The organism is Chryseobacterium geocarposphaerae, from assembly GCF_002797535.1.
Classification (GTDB): domain Bacteria; phylum Bacteroidota; class Bacteroidia; order Flavobacteriales; family Weeksellaceae; genus Chryseobacterium; species Chryseobacterium geocarposphaerae.
In genome coordinates this window covers 1,244,634-1,262,934 of record NZ_PGFD01000001.1, presented here as the reverse complement: position 1 = coordinate 1,262,934, position 18,301 = coordinate 1,244,634, and the positions used below count along the sequence as shown (strand labels likewise).

The following is an 18,301-nucleotide window of genomic DNA, read 5'->3' as shown; positions in this document are numbered from 1 at the left end:
CTTATGGTTTTAGATCAGTTAAAGGTTTCCCGTTTACCGTTACATTTTTCAAAGTAACATTTTTCATATAATCCACTTTATACGGAATCTCAATACCGTTCATGGTAGAATTGATCATGGTGAAATCGGTTACGGGTGAAGTTTCGTAAGCATCGGAGAAAACAGCATATTTTCCGCCTTTATCAACCGTTAAATTCTCCACCCATATATTTCTCATCGTTGGAATGTGATTTCCTGGCTTTTCGTAATGCATATTGAAGCGAACCGCAGCTTCTTTGTAAGCCCCAACTTTGGTGTTGTAGAAAAATACGTTTTCGATGATTCCGCCACGGCTAGAGCTGGTTTTAATTCTTAACGCGCGATCAAGATTTTTGCTGTCCATTACATTTCCGATAGCATAAATGTTTTTCGCACCTCCTGCAATTTCACTTCCGATAACGACACCGCCGTGACCGTCTTTCATTTCGCAGTTTTCGATGATGTGGTTTTCGGCAGGTCTTCCGATGTCTCTTCCATCCTCGTCTCTTCCGGATTTTATGGCGATACAGTCGTCTCCTGTGTCGAAATAAGAATCTTTAATCCACACATTTTTACAGGCTTCAGGATCGAAACCGTCGTTGTTGGGTCCGTGGCTGATGACTTTTACTCTTTCGATTAAAACATTTTCACACAAAACAGGATTCAGGTTCCACATTGGAGAATTTTTAACCAAAACATCCGCCATATAAAAGTTTTTAGACTTGTAAGGCTGAACAAAATTCGGTCTTAAATACCATCCATCCCCGAAAATCCTTTCTCTTGCAGGTTTTCTCTGCGCCATATATTCGTGAAGCTTCGCACGGGCCGGATTTTGTCTTCCCGGACGAGTTTCGTTGTAACCATATTTTGTGGCACCACACCAGAACCACCAATTGTCCAAATCAGCATTTCCGTCCAATGTTCCTTTTCCGGTAATGGCGATATTTTCTTCTTCGTAAGCATAAATTAAAGATGAATAATTCATACATTCCATCCCTTCCCAACGGGTGAAAACGATAGGGTAGTCGTTGCTGTCCTGACTGAATAAAATTGTGGAACCGTCGCTTAAATGAAGGTTGACATTCGATTTTAGATAAATTGCACCGGTTAAGAAAACTCCGTTCGGAACAACCACTCTTCCTCCACCTTCTGCATTACATTTTTCAATCGCCTTTTTGAAAGCTTCCGTATTTTTTGTTTTTCCGTCACCAACGGCTCCGAAATCGGTAATCAAATAATCTACTTTTCTGAATTCCGGTTTTTTGATTTGCTTTTTTAAAGCTTTGATTTCTTTTAAAGGCTGTTGTGCGGAAGTCCACGGTTTATATTGAGCCGAAAACGGTACGGATAATACTAGGATTAAAAAGAATAAGGCATATTTTTTCATAATGTCAGGTTTTAAGAAGGCTACTTTAGCTATTTCCTTTTATGTATTGCAATCTAAATCAATTGCGTTTAAAAATTATCCTGCACTGTCGGCAGGTATAATGGATGAGTTAAATTTGTAATCGATTGCATTGTTTCAAAGATAAATTAATTATAGATATTCTTACCATTAAGATAAGTCTTAGTCTATTTAATAGATCTTAAAACAGTATATGATGTTAAATATTGCTTTAAAACGAGTATGCGAAAAGACTTCCCGAAAGATGGCTACCGTGTTTTGGCAGACCGTTATGACCGAGAGGGCTCTCTAAAGATAAAGCGGAGATTGATGAATGGAACAAGGATCTTGCTCCCTCCACGGAATTAAGACATTGGCTTCATCATGATCCGGATCTGTGGCCGGAGTTTTTTAGAAAAATATCTGCAGGAACTGCGTAGCAATTATGAGAGCGAAAAATTTCTGCAACAGCATAAAAAAGCAGGAAAAGATCACGCAGGTATATGCAGCAAAGGATGAAAAATATTGTCATCCTATTATATTGAAACGTTATCCGGAATCTTTAAAATAGTCTTACTTTCTTGTTAAAGCAAAATAGATGACATAGACCCAGCTTAATATTCCGTGAATGATGGCCCATAAAATAGACCGGTTTCTGTCCCAGGAAGCAACTACTGCTATAACAGATCCCAATCCGATTCCGCCTTGAGTGATCGTAGTAGTTACTGAATCAGTATTCTCGGGAGTATTGGTTATTTGAGCGGATAAAAGAGTGATGCAGAAAATAAGGAATGCGAAACTTAGTACTTTTTTATTCATTGGTCTTTTTGTGAAGTATCAAAAGTAAGTAAAAAATTCAATGTTAGTTCAGGTTTTGGGTGTATTTATTTGAGTTTTTACTTTTTTTGAACAATTTTATGGATTAAATATTAATTTTTTTTAATCAGACTAGGCTACATCCGCCTGAAAGCCTATATTTGCAGCCTAAAATTTTAAATACATGAAAGAACTAATTGAAAAAATCAACGCAGAATTCGAAACTTTTACAACTGAAGCTAACCAACAAGCTGAGAAAGGAAACAAGGCAGCTGGGACTAGAGCTCGTAAAGCAGCTTTGGAATTGAGCAAACTGTTCAAAGATTTCAGAAAAGTTTCTGTTGAAGAATCTAAAAAATAAAAATTTCTTTACCGGCTTATTTAAGCCGGTTTTTTTATTCAATGCATTAAAAAATAATGAGCGGCTTAATCAATAAGTCGCTCATTGTTTTTAGGAAGTTCTACATCCAAGAGACTCCTGATTTCTTCTATTTTACTTTCTTTTACTATATATGTTTTACAGATTTTGTTATTCATATGCATACTGAAGTTCATTACAGTTCCGGTTCTGGTTCCCATTGCAACTGTTTTAGTAGTGCGTTCTGAAAAAACAGGATAGAAATTGGCCAGACACAAAATATTTCTTGATATTGATTTTAAAAAGCTTGGGTAATTCCCTTCATCATCAATGACTTTCATCCTGAATATTTTCTTTCCTAAAGTAGTACCGAAATAAAACTCAGTTATAGCACCGAAAATAATAACGCAAGGTATTGAAAGCAGAATACTGGCAATAAGTATTTTGTTGAATAACAAATAAAAAATTAAAGAAAAGATAGCCATATCAATCCATTTGGCGAAGAGTCTTTGAGTTTCACTATTTTTAAAACTAGGATTATAGGGCAAGTAATATTCATAGGCGTGATAGATTCTCTTCCCGTCTTCGTCAAAATCCAAAGTAGGTCTGTGGATGATTTTTCTTTCTTTAATTTCTGATATTTTCACGCTGCAATAGTTTATAGTATCATACTCAGCTGCACTCTTTTTCTTGCTTCATCCACATCTGTTACTTTTACCTGGACATGCTGATGCAGTTTTACCACCTCGTTAACATCCGAAACAAACCCGTCTTTCAGCTGGGAGATATGAACCAGCCCGCTTTCTTTAATTCCTAAATCTACGAAACAGCCGAAAGCCGTAATATTATTTACGATTCCCGGTAAGATCATTCCGGTTCTCAGATCTTTAATACTTTTAACATTCGGATCAAATTCAAAGACTTTGGCTGCTTTTCTCGGGTCTAATCCCGGTTTTTCAAGCTCTTTAAGAATGTCTTTAATACTCAGGATTCCGATATCTTCCGTAATATATTTTTCAGGATATACTAAAGCAATCTTTTCCTTATTTGCAATAAGTTCATGTGTTTTAATTCCCAGATCTTTAGCCATTTTTTCAACAATTCCGTAGGCTTCAGGATGCACGGCAGAATTATCCAGCGGATTTTTAGCATTATGAATTCTCACAAATGCTGCCGCCTGCTGAAATGCCTTTTCTCCTAATCTAGGAACTTTTTTAAGCTGTTTCCTGTCTTCAAAGGCACCGTTTTCCGTACGATAGTTAACGATGTTTTCAGCCATCTTTTCTCCGATTCCTGAGACATAACTTAATAATGACTTACTTGCAGTATTCAGGTTAATCCCCACAGAGTTTACGCATTTCATAACCGTAGAATCCAATTCGTTTTTCAGTTGAGTCTGGTCTACGTCGTGCTGATACTGTCCGACTCCGATAGATTTCGGATCAATCTTTACAAGCTCTGCCAACGGATCAGCCAGTCTCCTCCCGATGGAAACAGAACCACGAACGGTCACATCATAAGTGGGAAATTCGTCCCTTGCGATTTTACTTGCAGAATATACCGAGGCTCCGGCTTCCGAAACCACAAAAACCTGTAACGGTTTATCAAACGCAATTTTTTTAATAAAAAATTCGGTTTCGCGGCTTGCAGTTCCGTTTCCGATCGAGATCGCTTCAATATGATAGGCGTTTACCATGGAACGGATCTTTTTCATCGCCATTCCGCTTTCATTCTGGGGAGCGTGAGGATAAATAGTTTCATTATGAAGAAGATCTCCTTTTTCATCCAGACAGACTACTTTACAGCCGCTTTTATATCCAGGATCAATGGCGAGAATCCTTTTTTCTCCTAATGGTGGTGCCAGTAGCAATTGTGTCAAGTTCTCCGAAAAGATCTCGATGGCTTTTTTATCTGCCTTTTCCTTGGCTTCCTGCAGTGTTTCATTGGAAATTGCAGGTTCCAATAATCTTTTATAACTGTCTTTGATCGCTAATGAAATCTGTTCAGTCGTTTCGTTACTGGATTTAATTAGGGCATTTTCAATAAAATCGATCGCTTCTTCTTTATCAATTCCTACATTTATTTTGACAAAGCCTTCTGTTTCTGCTCTAAGCATAGCCAACAATCGGTGAGAAGGGATTCTGCTGAGGTTTTCTTCCCATTCGAAGTACTGGGCGAATTTCTGAGCATCTTCTTCATCCTTTTTTGCTTTTACGACTTTTGAAGTTACCACAGCTTTTCTCTGGAACATCCGGCGAAGCTTTTTTCTGACATACATATTTTCGTTGATCCATTCTGCCATGATGTCTTTTGCCCCCTGCAAAGCTTCCTCTTCAGAAGGAACCTGATCATTGATGTATTTTGAAGCCAAAAACAATGCATCATTGTTTTTTTGACTCATGATGATTTTGGCTAAAGGTTCCAGTCCTTTTTCCTTTGCGGCATCAGCTTTGGTTTTCTTTCTTTTCTTAAAAGGCAGATACAGGTCTTCAAGCTCCTGAATATCGAAACTTTCTTCTATTCTCTGCTTCAGTTCGGGAGACAGGGCATTTTGTTCTTCAATAGATTTTAAAATGCTTTCCTTTCTTTTAAGAATTTCTTCAAACTGTTTGCTAAGCTTTGAAACCTGTTCGATCTGCGTTTCATCCAAGTTTCCGGTCTTATCTTTCCGGTAACGCGAAATAAACGGAATGGTGCAGTCTTCTGCTAATAATTCTAAAGTGGCATTGATGTTTTTTTCGGATATATTGAGTGTTTGCTGTATATAGCGTGTCGTGTTCATTTTATTTTTTTGAATGGCTAAAATACTGACTTTTTATAAAAGAATAATGGGCTTATAAACAAAAAGCAGTACAAATGGTACTGTGTTCTGCTTAGCACAGGTTTCATTTAACTATGCTTTTCTGTAACAATGTCGTCCTTGATAAACACTTTATTAAGTGTAAATTTTTCTGATTTCGTTTCCTAAAATTTATATTTTAAAATATTAAACACGACACACTTTGTCGCTGTGCCAGAATACCTTTGTTTTAGCGTTATCAGGGATAAATTAACACTAAAATAAGATGTTGAATTTCCGAAATATTTCAATACAAATCCTGTCCAAATGAAGTAAAAGTGATATTTTTGCAGCGTTTTTAAAAAATTAATAACAATATACTCAAAATAAACTCGGATGAAAAAACTCTATATCGGTGCATATTTCCTATGCACAGTTCTGAGCCTATCCGCTCAGGAAGTCCTATGGCAGAAAGACATCAAATCCACCACTCAGGATTTTCTAAGCCAGGTGACTCCAACCGTAGATCTTCAGTACTTAATTACCGGAAGCTCCATTCAGTCTAAAAGCCTGTCGCAAGCAGCCAGCAGCCAAAAGCAGAACAACGGTTACGATTTCCATCTCGTAAAACTCAATCAGCAGGGAGAAGAAGTTTGGGAAAAATACTTTGCAGGTAAGAACCACGATTACCTTTCCGCATCCCTTTCTACACAGGACGGAGGCTTTGTTCTTGCAGGAACTTCTTATTCAGGCAAAGGCCTCGATAAAAAAGAAGATTCCAAAGGAGGTTCCGATATCTGGCTTATCAGAATCAATGAATTCGGAGATGAAGTATGGCAGAAAACCATTGGAACAACATCCGATGAAGAAGCCAGAGCTGTAATCCAAACCACTGACTTAGGATTCTTTGTCGCAGGAAATGTTCAAAACTCAGCACAAGGTTACGGTTCCAAAGATGTTCTTGTCATTAAACTAGACAAAAACGGAAAAGAGCTCTCCCAACTCATTTTAGGCGGAAAAGGCTTAGACGAAGTAGAAAAAATGATTCCGACAAAAGATGGAGGTGTTTTACTCGGAGTTTATTCCAGAAGTTCCGAGGTTCGAGATTCGGGAACAAGTTCGGGTTCCGAGATTCGTGGTCTAGATTCCGGAACTGCCACCCCGAATCCCGTATCCCGTTACCCTAAATCCACGAATAATCAAGGAGAAGGAGATTATTGGATCATTAAACTCAGCAAAGAAGGCAGAGTAGAATGGGAAAAGAACTATGGAGGAACAGGAGACGATCACTTAAGAACCTTAGCGATGACTACTTCAGGCTTTATCATTGGAGGCGAAAGCCGTTCCGAGAGATCAGGCAATAAAACCGTAGGCGTAGAAGAAGGTACCGACCTTTGGCTCATCTCCTTAAACGAAAGAGGTGAAGAAATCTGGCAGAAATCCTACAACTTTAAAAACAGAGATGTTTTAATGGGAATGCATGTCATCTTAGGCCACAATGAAAGAGAAAAAAATAAAGACCTAACCAAAGGAATATTACTAGGAGGCTATACCCAGGCAGAAGGCAGAATAGAAACCGATGATGAAACCTTCTGGATGCTGTATGTAGATGAAAACGGTAATGAACAGTGGAGAAAACATGTAAAAGGCGAATCCAGAAAAAGAGAAGAAAGACTGGCAGATATTAAGCTGAACAGAGACGGATCCATTATCCTGGCAGGAACCAGTGCAGAAGAACTGGGAAAGGAGAACTGGAAAATTGTAAAACTCGGAGATCAGCAGGTAGATCAATTGATCGAAAAGCAGGATATCAGGATCTATCCGAATCCGGTATCAGACTATGCGTATGTAGAGATTGGATTTGATTTCAAGGAAGCGGATATTGTGATGTATGATATGGCAGGAAGACAGCTTCAACAAATAAAAACCAAGAACAAGGTCACGAAGATCAATACTCAGCCTTTGATCCAGGGAGCTTACCTGATTACGATAAAAACAGACGATAACAAAACTGCGAATGCTAAACTGATTAAGAAATAAACAGATGAAGAAGATCTTACAATTACTAATACTAATCGCCATTAGTACGATTAAAGCACAGGCTTACGAGTCAGCTATTCCGGGTTTAAATATTACGGCTCCCACTGCATCCGGGATTGCCAGCAAAATAAAATCACCCTCTGCACTCTCTACGGGAATCCCCGAAATAGAAATTCCATTCTTTTCAATAGCAACCCATAATAAAAATGTATCGGTCAATGTAGGATTGAGTTACCACCCCAACAACACATTCATGGAGAGTAAGGCTAGTGATGCGGGATTAGGATGGAATATTTCTGGAGCGGCTAACCTGATCTACCGGGAAGTAAATCCTGCGAACGGAACGCCTACCAATAAATACTACTTTAATTTTTTAGGAAGAACAGGGAGTTTTCAGTTTTTCAAACAATCCCCAAGTGGAAATTTACAGTTGTCAAAAATTACAGAAAATAAATACCAGATTTCTGTGACAGAAACAGGGCCGGACCTATATAAATTTAAGGTTATTGATGAAAATGGTATTTCCTATTATTTTGAAACCTTAGACCAATCTTATTATTTGTTAACGGGCAACGGAGGAACAAACATGGCGTTTACAGGTTGTTATTATCTGTCCAGAATTGATGATGTCAATGGAAATGAGCTGGTCACATTTGAATATCAGGAAGATAATTATACCGTTCCAAGATATCTTACCGGAACTGACCAGATGATGATTTCCGTTAAATCATTAAAACCCAGTAAAATTATTGCTAAAGATTTTGGAAGTATACATTTTAATTACACCTTTAATGCTGTTGACAGAAAATCATATCAGGATCCCTTCCTGCTCAATTCAGTAGAATTGAGAAATACGGCAGGAAAGCAGATTGAGAAATATGTGTTGCAGACAACAAGCAGGCTAACGACTTATCCTTGGGGATTTATTGGTCAGGGACCTAACTACGGATGCTCTACCTATGAAGAACAGACGAAAAGAATACTGAGCAAAGTATTGAAATACGGAACAGGTTCTTCCTATGAAACTACAGAAATCAAATATCCGGTATTCAATTCGGGAAATAATTTTGATTTTTTAGGTTACTGGACAGACTATCCCAATATTGATCCGCTTTACAAATGCTTTCCTGAAGAATATAAAAACCCTAAATATTTAGGAATCGGCTTATTGCAAAGTATAAAATATCCGAATGGAACTGAAGTAAAATATACTTTTGAACCGAATCAGTATTTTGTGGATAAAAGCTCTCCAGATTATGCAGCGTCAATGCCTCCTTATAACGTAGTGGACCGGGAAGCTCAGTATTATGAAGATATAGGAACATATCCTTTCGATGTGCATTCGGGCACAAGCACAGCATTGTTTACATTGCCATCTAATCCCGATGCGGCAGACGGACACAGCTACCTGCTGTTTCATGTAGCTGTTACCGAATTATATACCAATGAGCCCATTCAGCCTGCGGACGGTCATTATTTCATTAATGGTGCATTAATGGGAGGCGTTGACGGAGATAGCGGCTATAAAAAATATCCTCCCGGGAAAAACTCATTTTCAATTACTGGAACAGGAGGAAAGGGTATTGTTACCATTAAAAGGGTCCGTTACAGATCGCTTCCCGCAGAAAATTATATAACGGGTAAAGGAGTCCGTATAAAAAAGATCGAATATCTTGATAATAATGTGGTAGCGGATGCCTTAACAAGAAGGTACGAGTACAAGAATTTTGACGGCAGCAATAAAACCAGCGGCTACCTTAACGATATTGAAGATATACAGACCGTAGTCTATAAAAATGTGAAAGAGACCGTTGGAGTTAACAAAGGCTATACAAAATATTACTATAAGACCCTTTTTGATAAAACCGATCCCATGCAGAGTACTCAGGACTCTCTCGTTATGGTTGGAAACGAAATACGGTATGCTAATATTCTATCCAACGGATTGCTTGAAAAAAAAGAAATCTATGATAACAATAACCTTTTGCTGCAAAAAGATATGATCCTTTCAGATATGCGTTCACTGGGTGGCTCCTACGTTGCGGTGGGAGATTATTATGGAACACCCATTGATGTTGTCAGAAACGGGATTATTAAAAACCAAAAAACCATTTCAGAAACCTATACGCCGTCAGGAACTTATACCAGTACCTCAGAAATTACAAGGAATATCAGTGACTACAATATTGTGTCTCAAAAAAACACAGGAACAGATGGCCTTATAACGGAGTCCACCATAACCTATCCATGGGATAAACGTCTGAATGACCCAAGACTGTGGAATGCCGGGATAACAAACATTCCGCTTATCGTTGAAACCAAGAGAAACGGAACAACGGTATCAAAATCGGAGACCCAATATGAAAATACTTCGCACTTTTATCCGACCTCCCAGATAAGCTATCTTCCGGATAACCTTTCGCAATCCATTAAAAATGTTTTTTATGATATGTATGATGATAAAGGCAATCCCGTGCAGTACACTGTATTCCCTGAAGCAGGCTCTACCGGAATATCCACAACCATTATTTACGGATACAACAAAACGTTGCCTATTGCTAAAATAGAAGGTGCCAAACTGTCGGATATACCGGCTTCCCTTATTACGGCAATTGTAAATGCTTCCAACGAAGATGCCAATGCCACTGCTGCGCAGGAAGACGCCAAAGAACTGGCGTTGATTGATGCATTAAACACCTTTAAAAACGATGCTTCACTTCAGAATTTTATGGTGACCTGTTATACTTATAATCCATTAATTGGAATTACCACCACCATACCACCAAATGGAATCATGGAGCTTTACAAATACGACTCCTTCAACAGGCTGCTCAAAACAGTAGACGTGAACGGAAACACCATAAAAGAATATCAGTATAACTACAAACAATAACCATCATCATGAAAAAATCAATTCTATTTATTTTGTTGTTTGTAGCACAAATCATTTCGGCACAGACACCAACCGCCACCGAAAATTATATTTATACAAAAACATACCTTTCTGCGGACGGAAGTAAAAAAACAGAAACCGTACAATATTTTGACGGATTGGGAAGAGCCAAAGAAGTCGTTCAGGTAAAAGCAACCCCTTTGGGAAAAGACTTAGTAGTCCCTGTAACCTATGACCAGCTTGGGAGGCAGACCAAAACCCTGCTGCCCGTTCCCGTAGCCACTGCCAATTCCGGCATCCATGGTACCGATGAAAGCACCGTAAACAGCTATTACGGAGTGGGCAATGCATTTTCCGAACAAAAGCTTGAAAACTCTCCCTTAGCCAGAGTACTCGAAGCAGCCGGCCCCGGAACAGAATGGGCGATGTCAACCGGACATACCACCAAGATGCAGTATCTTACCAATACCACTGCCGATCAGGTAAAAAAATACACTACCTCGGTTTCCTGGAGCAATGCTACCCTTACCACCGGCATCAGCAGTGTATCATTCTATGATGCCAACCAGCTCTCTAAAAACAAAATAACCGATGAAAACGGAAATGTCACCATAGACTTCAAAAATTCCGAAGGCAAAACCGTATTGCTGAGAAAAGGAGAAGGTGCCGATAAACTGGACACCTATTACCTGTACAACACTTACGGGCAGCTGGCCTTTGTGATCTCTCCCAAAGCAGACCAGCAGATTACGTCCGGCAACAATACCATAACCACGCAGATCCTGGATGATCTCTGCTACCAATACGTCTATGACAATAAATTCAGGCTCGTAGAGAAAAAACTTCCGGGCAAAGGCTGGGAATATATGGTCTATGACCTTCAGAACCGTCTCGTAGCTTCCCAGGATGCCAATATGAGAAACAACCCGGAAAGCCCTAACAAATGGCTTTTTACCCGTTACGACAAATTGGGAAGAGCAGTGTATACAGGCCAGTTTACCGGAGGAACCAGACTGCAGGAGCAGAATAACGCCAATGCCAAAGGGCTGAATAATGAAAGCAGAAGCACCACCGCCTTTACCCTGAACGGGCAGGAGATCTTTTATACCAACACTGCGTATCCTTCCGCTACATTCGTTCCCTATAGCATTAATTATTACGATACCTATCCTGTCGGTAATCGTGATTTTACTTTCTATCCGCTCAATACGGAGGTATTGACGTTTTATATGACCAACACCATTCAGTCGTTCTCCAGCAATGGGGTCAACAGCGTAAGAAGTTTGAAATCCATGCCTACCTCCTCCTATGTCAAAAACCTGGATGACGACAGCTGGTCTGCTTCCCATATCTGGTATGATGCCTTGCTGAGACCTGTAGGAAGTAAGAACGTCAACCACTTAGGAGGTTATACCAATACTGAAAAAGAGCTTGATTTTTCAGGAGCCGTATTGCGTGCCAATACCTTCCATAAAAAAGCAAATGCCAATACCGAAACCGTAATTAAAGAAAGATTTACCTATGACGATCAGTACAGGCTAAAGCAGCACTATCACCAGGTGAACGGAAATACCGAAGAGCTCCTGGCACAATATGCATACAATGAGCTGGGGCAGGTTTCCGGAAAAACCTTAGGAAACGGGATCCAGGATATCAACTATACCTACAATATCAAAGGAATGGTGACCAAAGTCAACGATCCTTCCAACCTCAACGGGAAGCTTTTCGGATATGAGCTGAAATTCGCCTCCACTTCCGATGCTTCGGTGGCACCTGCCAATTATAACGGGAACATCACCGAAATGATCTGGAAAAGTACCGCTGATAATACCCTGAAAAAATACAGCTACCGCTACGATCAGTACAACAGGCTGTTGGCGGGAGTGTACCAGGAGCCGGAAACCACCATTCCCCAGAATGGCTTCTACAATGAAACCATGAACTACGATGCCAACGGAAACATTACCGGTCTGCAGAGGAACCAGAAAAACACGGGTGGTTCTGCGGCGCAGATTGATAACCTTACCTATGCCTATGCAGGCAACAGGCTACTGACGGTAACTGACAGCTCGCAGAACTATGCCGGCTATCCCGATGTCTCAGGAAACACCATCGGGTACGATGACAACGGAAACATGAAGAACCAGCTAGACAAAGGAATATTGCAGATCGATTATAACCTTCTGAACCTTCCTAAAAAGATCACCTTCAATCAGACATATGAAGTAAGAAATGTAATCACAGGGTTATACGATACGAATAATATTACCACCCAATATACGTACCGTGCAGACGGGGTAAAGCTGAAAAAGCTCTATACGTATGGAATCGCAAAAAACAGTTTGGAAGTATTTAAAACCACGGAATACCTCGATGGTTTTCAATATGAATTTGAAGGAGCGTTTTTATTAGATTCTGTATTGAAGTTCGTGCCGACTTCAGAAGGCTATTACAATTTTGAAAATAATAAGTATATTTACACCTATACCGACCATTTGGGAAATGTGCGTCTCAGCTACGCTAAAGGTACCAATGGCAGCGCAGAAGCTCTTGAAGAAAACAGCTATTATCCATTTGGGTTAAAACAGCAAACGCCGGCAATAGGAGTAGGAAATCCTGCCTATAAATACCAATATAATGGCAAAGAATTACAGGAAGAAACCGGATGGAACGATTACGGGGCAAGAATGTATATGTCCGATATCGGAAGATGGGGCGTGGTAGATCCTTTGGCAGAAAGCAGCAGGAGATATTCTCCTTACGCGTATGCACTTAATAATCCTATGAGATTTATTGATCCTGACGGAAGAAGTGCAATGGACAGTTTTTATAACTACCATAATTATTCTAATGAAAACCGTCCTATGTTTTCTACGGATAATGATGGGAATATGTATACTAACCCAATCTATCAGCATAACAGTTATATTGATGCTACAGGAGCTGTTGGTGGAAGTGGTGGAGGAAACCCCGCGTTAAATATTATTCTTAATTTTCTAAGAGCAGATAAAGAAAATCTTGGAAGTTTTGTAGATAGTGATTTCGAAAAAAATGGATGGCATGTCATTGATGCTACAACCTTAACAGATGCCTTAACTAAATTAACTGAATATTTGGGAAAAAGCCAAGCAGATAATATTTATATTAATGCACATGGTCTGGTAGGCAAACGTTATACTTTTGATAAAGATGGAACTGCTATTCGTAATCCAGAAACCGGTGAATATATATTGACAGATGATACTGGTTTTTATACCAACCTTGAAACTGAAAAAATATATGGAACCGATCTCCAACAGTACAGTTCTGATTCTAGTAAATTATCTGTCGCCAAAAAAGGCAGCATAGATAGTCTTATTGGGATTGGTAATTATGTTAAAGATGGAAAAAATCTAATCATGGGATCTTGTTTCTCAGCAAATGATGTGCTTTTTGGTACAGGGCTTTCTTCCAACATAAAATCCAGAGATATTTTTGCAAATAGGGATTATTCAAGTTTATGGCCAAATAGTCAAGGGACTATAAGATTTCAAGACTTTACTGGATTTAATCAAACTTCCAAGAAAAATTACGAAAATGGATGGGTTTGGTATAGAGATGGTAAAGCTACTCAAACAAATTTTAATATTATAATGACAAAATATGGAGTCAAAACAATTAAATAAAATAGTATTTTTAATAGCTATAGTTTTTAGCTTAAATGGATTTTCTCAAATGAAAATGGTAGATATAGATGATAAAAAATTTTCTATTAATTTAACTACTGAAAAGAAAGATATTATAAAAATATTAGATAATAATTCATATAGTGTATTTTATATTTTAGATAGAAGAGGGCTTGATTTTGATAAAGGTGTAGGAACTGTTGATATGGCAAATCTGATCTTTTTTTCCAAAAAATATAATAAAGGAATTCTTACTACTTTTAAACAAGGTATAATGCACGATAAAAAATCTGTTTATAATATAACCTTATATACAGGATCAACAGGGAAATATATGTTTTTACCATCAATGATTATAGTAGATAAAGATTTTAATTATGAGTACTTAATGGAATATTATTATATGCCTATATCACCATATAAAAATGATATTTACAAATCGTGTATTGCCATACAGGATATTAAAAATTATTGTAACATAGCGAAAATCGATTTAAAAGATAATATTGTTTATGAAAATATAGATGATATCCTTAGTAACATTTCAAAAATAAATAACGGTGAAACAGGAAAAAACTGTAATTCTATTTCGAATGAGAGTTTGAAATATATTTTTCCGAAAAAAATAGATAAATATGGACGTGTTTATTATAAAAAATAACAGGTCATGGGGTGGTGTTGGTAGTATTGGTAGTGTTTCAGAGTTAGTGATGAACCTTTTTTGAAAATTAAATCATTGATTTTCAATATTTATTAAAGAATATAATCTTAAAAGGTAGTGTTTCAGAGTTAGTGATGAGCTTTTTTTGAAAATTAAATCATTGATTTTCAATGTTAATTAAAAAAGATAATTATAAAACAAGAGTAGGAGAATACCTACTCTTGTTTATTTTTGAAGAAAAAACATACGCAAATGATTGAAGATCATTCCTCGTGTATCAGAGTTAGTGATACAAAAATCTGCTGTTTCTGTTATTCAAAGCATATTATTAAAAATGGGACTACAAAAACAGGAAAACAACAGTATTTCTGCAAAAACTGTCATAAAAGATTTATAGAATATTATACTTATAATGCTTATCGTAAAACTACCAATTCAAATATCATTCAACTGACAAAGGAAGGCTTAGGGATAAGAAGTACGGCCCGGATATTAAAAATTTCAACAACAACCCTGCTTAAAAGAATTACCTGTATTGCCGGTAAGATTTGCCAACCTGAAAATTACATCCATCAGCAGTATGAACTTGATGAAATGAGAATCTTTATCAAGAAAAAAGCAAATCCTCAATGGTTGGTGTATGCCATTAATAAAAATACCAAAACCATCGCAGCATTCTATATTGGAAAAAGAACAAACAAGACCCTAAATGCTGTTATAAAAACTGTAATGCATTCAAAGCCGCAAAAGATTTATACCGATAAACTTAGAAATTATCAATACCTGATTCCAAAAGAAATCCATGATACTAAAAGATTTGGAACCAACTCCATAGAAAGGAAAAATTTAAGTATCAGAACCCACCTTAAAAGACTGAACAGAAGAACAATTTGTTTCAGTAAAAGTAGTTTGATACTTGGCTGTATCTTAAAAATATATTTTTGGTTATAATCATAAAGTTTCAAAATAAAAAAGAGACTGTCTCAAAAGTGTCATTCTGAACGAAATAAAATGTAGTGAAGAATCTCATGTATTTGGCTATCAATAAGATTCTTCCTTCGTCAGAATGACAAAAAGCCAATTATTTGACTTTTGAGACAGCCTCTTTTCTCTTAACACTAGACTTTATTTAATTGTTTCGCTGTAGTATACAGGAGCGAAGTTTTTCTCATCAAATCCCATAATAATAACCTTATAGCTTTTCGCGTCATCGTTATTGAAGAACTGTACGGTCGTCGGTTCTTTGGGTTGTACCTGCAGATAAGGATTCCAGTAAAGCGTACTTCGGAGATCCTGCAAAATGCTGTTAAAATTGTCATTCCCATATATAGGGCTCACAAATGGGGTTTCTTTATCGAAGCCGTTCAGTGTTATTTGTTTCAGTTTTGAAGGGATACTGGAATTGCTTACAGAGCCCGTAATGCCGCCTCTTCGGGTATAGATAGCGATGGCGCCGCTTCCGCCCAATCCACCAGCAAAGAAATCTTTAATCACTTTTACCATGGCGATATCTGATGTGGAGATGGTATTTATCTGTGAAGGATCAATCCTCATTTCATCCAGGTAGATGTTTACCGTACTTCCTCTCATTTTCGGAACGTAATTTCCCATATCCATCTCCAGAGTCAGTCCGGCAACCCTTCCCTGCAGCCACTGCAGGATGTTCATAGATCCCTGTGCAGAGTTATTGTTATCATTCACAAAATCGAAAATGGTTTCATTCGCTCCCTGGAATAACGGACCGCTTAACTTTTCATTAAGCTCTCGGGTTTTATCTTTTTTAGACTGGATCAGCTTTACTTCCTCAATTAGGGTTGCTTTCTCGTTGATGGTATTTTGGGTGCTCTTGGTTACCATATACCTTTTGATTTCAGGGGCAGGCTTTTCTTCGCCGGTACGCTGTACCAGGATATAATTATTAGAAGGAAGGTTTCCCTTTAGAGGAACAAAAGAAAAATCAGGCTGAAAAATAACCTGCACCTGCTCTTTAGGAATCTTGGGATCATTGAGCTGGTAAGAAAACTTAATGGCATCCTCAAAAATCAGTCCTCTTAAAGAAAAGAAGCCTTTCGAATCGGTCTTTACCTGATAGATTTTCATCCCTTTATCCGGCATGCTGAACAATAAATTCATATCTGTATCAGGAGCGGGTTTACCCTGGATGGTTACTTTTCCTTTATAAGAAATGTAAGGTTGAGGCTGGTAGCTGATAATAGGGTAGGTTCCGGCCATGATCGCGTTCCAGTCAAACCTTTTCCATTTTTCGGTAATTAAAAGGGCATCCAGTGCTTCAGAATTGTGATTGGGGGCGAAATATTGAGCCGGAGAATATATTTTTGAAGGAATATCTTCGGTAAGCCATAACGTACTCAGCATGCTGTTTTCATCTTCCGGGTTTTCAGAATTTCCATCGAGAACCAGTACGGCATAGCCTTCCTGATCAGGATTTTGAGCGATCGTGAAAGAATTGGAAGCTCTTGGGGATTCATTAAGGGATAAAGACTCAAGTGCAGGCTTTTTGATTTTTAACTGATCAGGCTGTACAAAACAAAGTCTTTGCGCGACTACATTTTCCTTAGCATCAAATACGGTAAGCTGCAATATACCATTGATGAGTTGACTGGTAGGAATGGAATAGCTCTTTTCCAATATTTTTTCTGAATTCACCTTAAAAACCAGCTGGTTGTTGATCATGGCAATGACTTTATACAACGTTCCCGGAGCAATGTTTTTAGATGCTAAAGAAAATTTTATAGCGTCATTACCGCTCGTTACCTTAAGATGAATTCCGGAATCAGCAACAGGAGGTAAATCTATCGCCTGTTTATTTCCCTTTGAGTCAGTAACGATAAGCTGGTATTTTTTTCCGGTTTGGGGAGTGATTGAAAATGCTCCGACATTCTGGTCAAATCCTTTAAAAGAAGTTATTTTTACATCCGGTTTCTCAGCATCTACCACATAGCCGCTCCAGTCAGACGGAGTGAGGCCTTTAGACTGCAATCGGACAGCAAATTTGGTATTAATTCCATCTATAAAAGTTCCGCTTTCCGGAAATGCAGCGGCAGTCCATTTCGAATCGGTATTGGGCACAAGTTTTTGGGGCGAAGAAGGATTATAGATAACGACAGGTTTTATAGCCTGAAAATCTTCATTGAAATTGGCCATCCAGGTGGTGTAGGCACGAACATAATAAATCCCTTCTTTCAGGCTTTCGGGTAAGGTAAAATTGCCGCTGCCCTGCCCATTGATTAAAGGGACAATTTTTTTGCCGATCTGTACTTTGTTGCTGTCGTACAGTTCTACAAATAAAGACGTGGAAATACCAGAAATATCATAACCGTCGAAAACGAAAGATTTGAACCAAAGATTTTCCCCGGCAATAAAACTGTTTTTATTAAATACCAGATGCACTTTTTCCTGAGGATACTTTTCTGAAAACAGTTCCAGTGCTTTTTCCGCCTTATCCTGTGCCCGGAAACAGGCTGCTGCCATTATCATAAACAGAAAGGAGATGAGTTTTTTTGACATACCAACAAAAATATCTGTTTGAAATATTTAAGGATAAAAGTACGCGATTTGATGCTTTACTACAATGGCAATCAGTCTAAAGGATATTAAAATATTATTAAAAATGAGGTCGGTTTATAGGCGGTTAAGTATTTGAATGAGAAAAATAAACAGCATTGG

12 protein-coding genes are annotated in these 18,301 nt (G+C 38.1%); 7 read left to right on the top strand and 5 right to left on the bottom strand.

The genetic code is table 11. From position 1 onward, the window contains the following. Position 1 precedes the first annotated feature (1 nt). The gene (locus CLV73_RS05565; protein ID WP_100375862.1) at positions 2–1,405 is read right to left on the bottom strand and encodes a glycoside hydrolase family 28 protein; all 1,404 of its coding nucleotides are present in this window, start codon (positions 1,403–1,405) and stop codon (positions 2–4) included. Positions 1,406–1,728: 323 nt separating this feature from the next. On the opposite strand from CLV73_RS05565, the gene CLV73_RS19100 reads away from it, so the two are divergent. Next, the gene (locus CLV73_RS19100; protein ID WP_228424336.1) at positions 1,729–1,842 is read left to right on the top strand and encodes a DUF488 family protein, N3 subclade; all 114 of its coding nucleotides are present in this window, start codon (positions 1,729–1,731) and stop codon (positions 1,840–1,842) included. A 133-nt stretch (positions 1,843–1,975) separates the two neighbouring features. Here the strand turns inward: CLV73_RS19100 and CLV73_RS05555 are convergent, their stop codons facing one another. Further along, positions 1,976–2,221, bottom strand: coding sequence for a hypothetical protein (locus CLV73_RS05555; RefSeq protein WP_100375861.1), 246 nt, complete (start codon positions 2,219–2,221; stop codon positions 1,976–1,978). 181 nt (positions 2,222–2,402) lie between these two features. Between CLV73_RS05555 and CLV73_RS05550 the strand changes: the two genes are divergently transcribed. Beyond that, on the top strand, positions 2,403–2,579 hold the full coding sequence (locus CLV73_RS05550) for a histone H1 (RefSeq protein WP_039369265.1): 177 nt from the start codon (positions 2,403–2,405) through the stop codon (positions 2,577–2,579). Between the two features lie 65 nt (positions 2,580–2,644). On the opposite strand, the gene CLV73_RS05545 is transcribed toward CLV73_RS05550, so the two are convergent. Both CLV73_RS05545 and CLV73_RS05540 read right to left on the bottom strand, forming a co-directional pair. Further along, positions 2,645–3,223, bottom strand: coding sequence for an RDD family protein (locus CLV73_RS05545; protein WP_100375860.1), 579 nt, complete (start codon positions 3,221–3,223; stop codon positions 2,645–2,647). 11 nt (positions 3,224–3,234) lie between these two features. Continuing rightward, entirely contained in the window at positions 3,235–5,358 is a 2,124-nt protein-coding gene (locus CLV73_RS05540) for a Tex family protein (RefSeq protein WP_100375859.1), read from the bottom strand. 393 nt (positions 5,359–5,751) lie between these two features. Here CLV73_RS05540 and CLV73_RS05535 point away from each other — a divergent pair, with 393 nt between their 5' ends. The 5 genes from CLV73_RS05535 to CLV73_RS05515 all read left to right on the top strand — a co-directional run bounded on the left by CLV73_RS05535 (position 5,752) and on the right by CLV73_RS05515 (position 15,565). After that, on the top strand, positions 5,752–7,395 hold the full coding sequence (locus CLV73_RS05535) for a T9SS type A sorting domain-containing protein (protein WP_100375858.1): 1,644 nt from the start codon (positions 5,752–5,754) through the stop codon (positions 7,393–7,395). Positions 7,396–7,399: 4 nt separating this feature from the next. Beyond that, a complete protein-coding gene (locus CLV73_RS05530) occupies positions 7,400–10,288 on the top strand; it encodes a hypothetical protein (protein WP_157798728.1) in 2,889 nt (962 codons plus the stop codon). 8 nt (positions 10,289–10,296) lie between these two features. Beyond that, on the top strand, positions 10,297–13,953 hold the full coding sequence (locus tag CLV73_RS05525) for a DUF6443 domain-containing protein (RefSeq protein WP_100375856.1): 3,657 nt from the start codon (positions 10,297–10,299) through the stop codon (positions 13,951–13,953). Continuing rightward, entirely contained in the window at positions 13,931–14,614 is a 684-nt protein-coding gene (locus tag CLV73_RS05520) for a hypothetical protein (protein ID WP_100375855.1), read from the top strand. Before CLV73_RS05525 ends, CLV73_RS05520 begins: the two co-directional genes overlap by 23 nt. A 252-nt stretch (positions 14,615–14,866) precedes the next feature. Next, complete coding sequence (locus CLV73_RS05515; RefSeq protein WP_100375854.1) at positions 14,867–15,565, top strand: IS1 family transposase; 699 nt, start codon at positions 14,867–14,869, stop codon at positions 15,563–15,565. Between the two features lie 174 nt (positions 15,566–15,739). Here CLV73_RS05515 and CLV73_RS05510 read toward each other — a convergent pair whose 3' ends face one another. Continuing rightward, positions 15,740–18,142 carry a hypothetical protein gene (locus CLV73_RS05510; RefSeq protein ID WP_228424245.1) on the bottom strand — a complete coding sequence of 801 codons (2,403 nt, stop codon included), beginning with the start codon at positions 18,140–18,142 and terminating at the stop codon, positions 15,740–15,742. Positions 18,143–18,301: the final 159 nt, after the last annotated feature.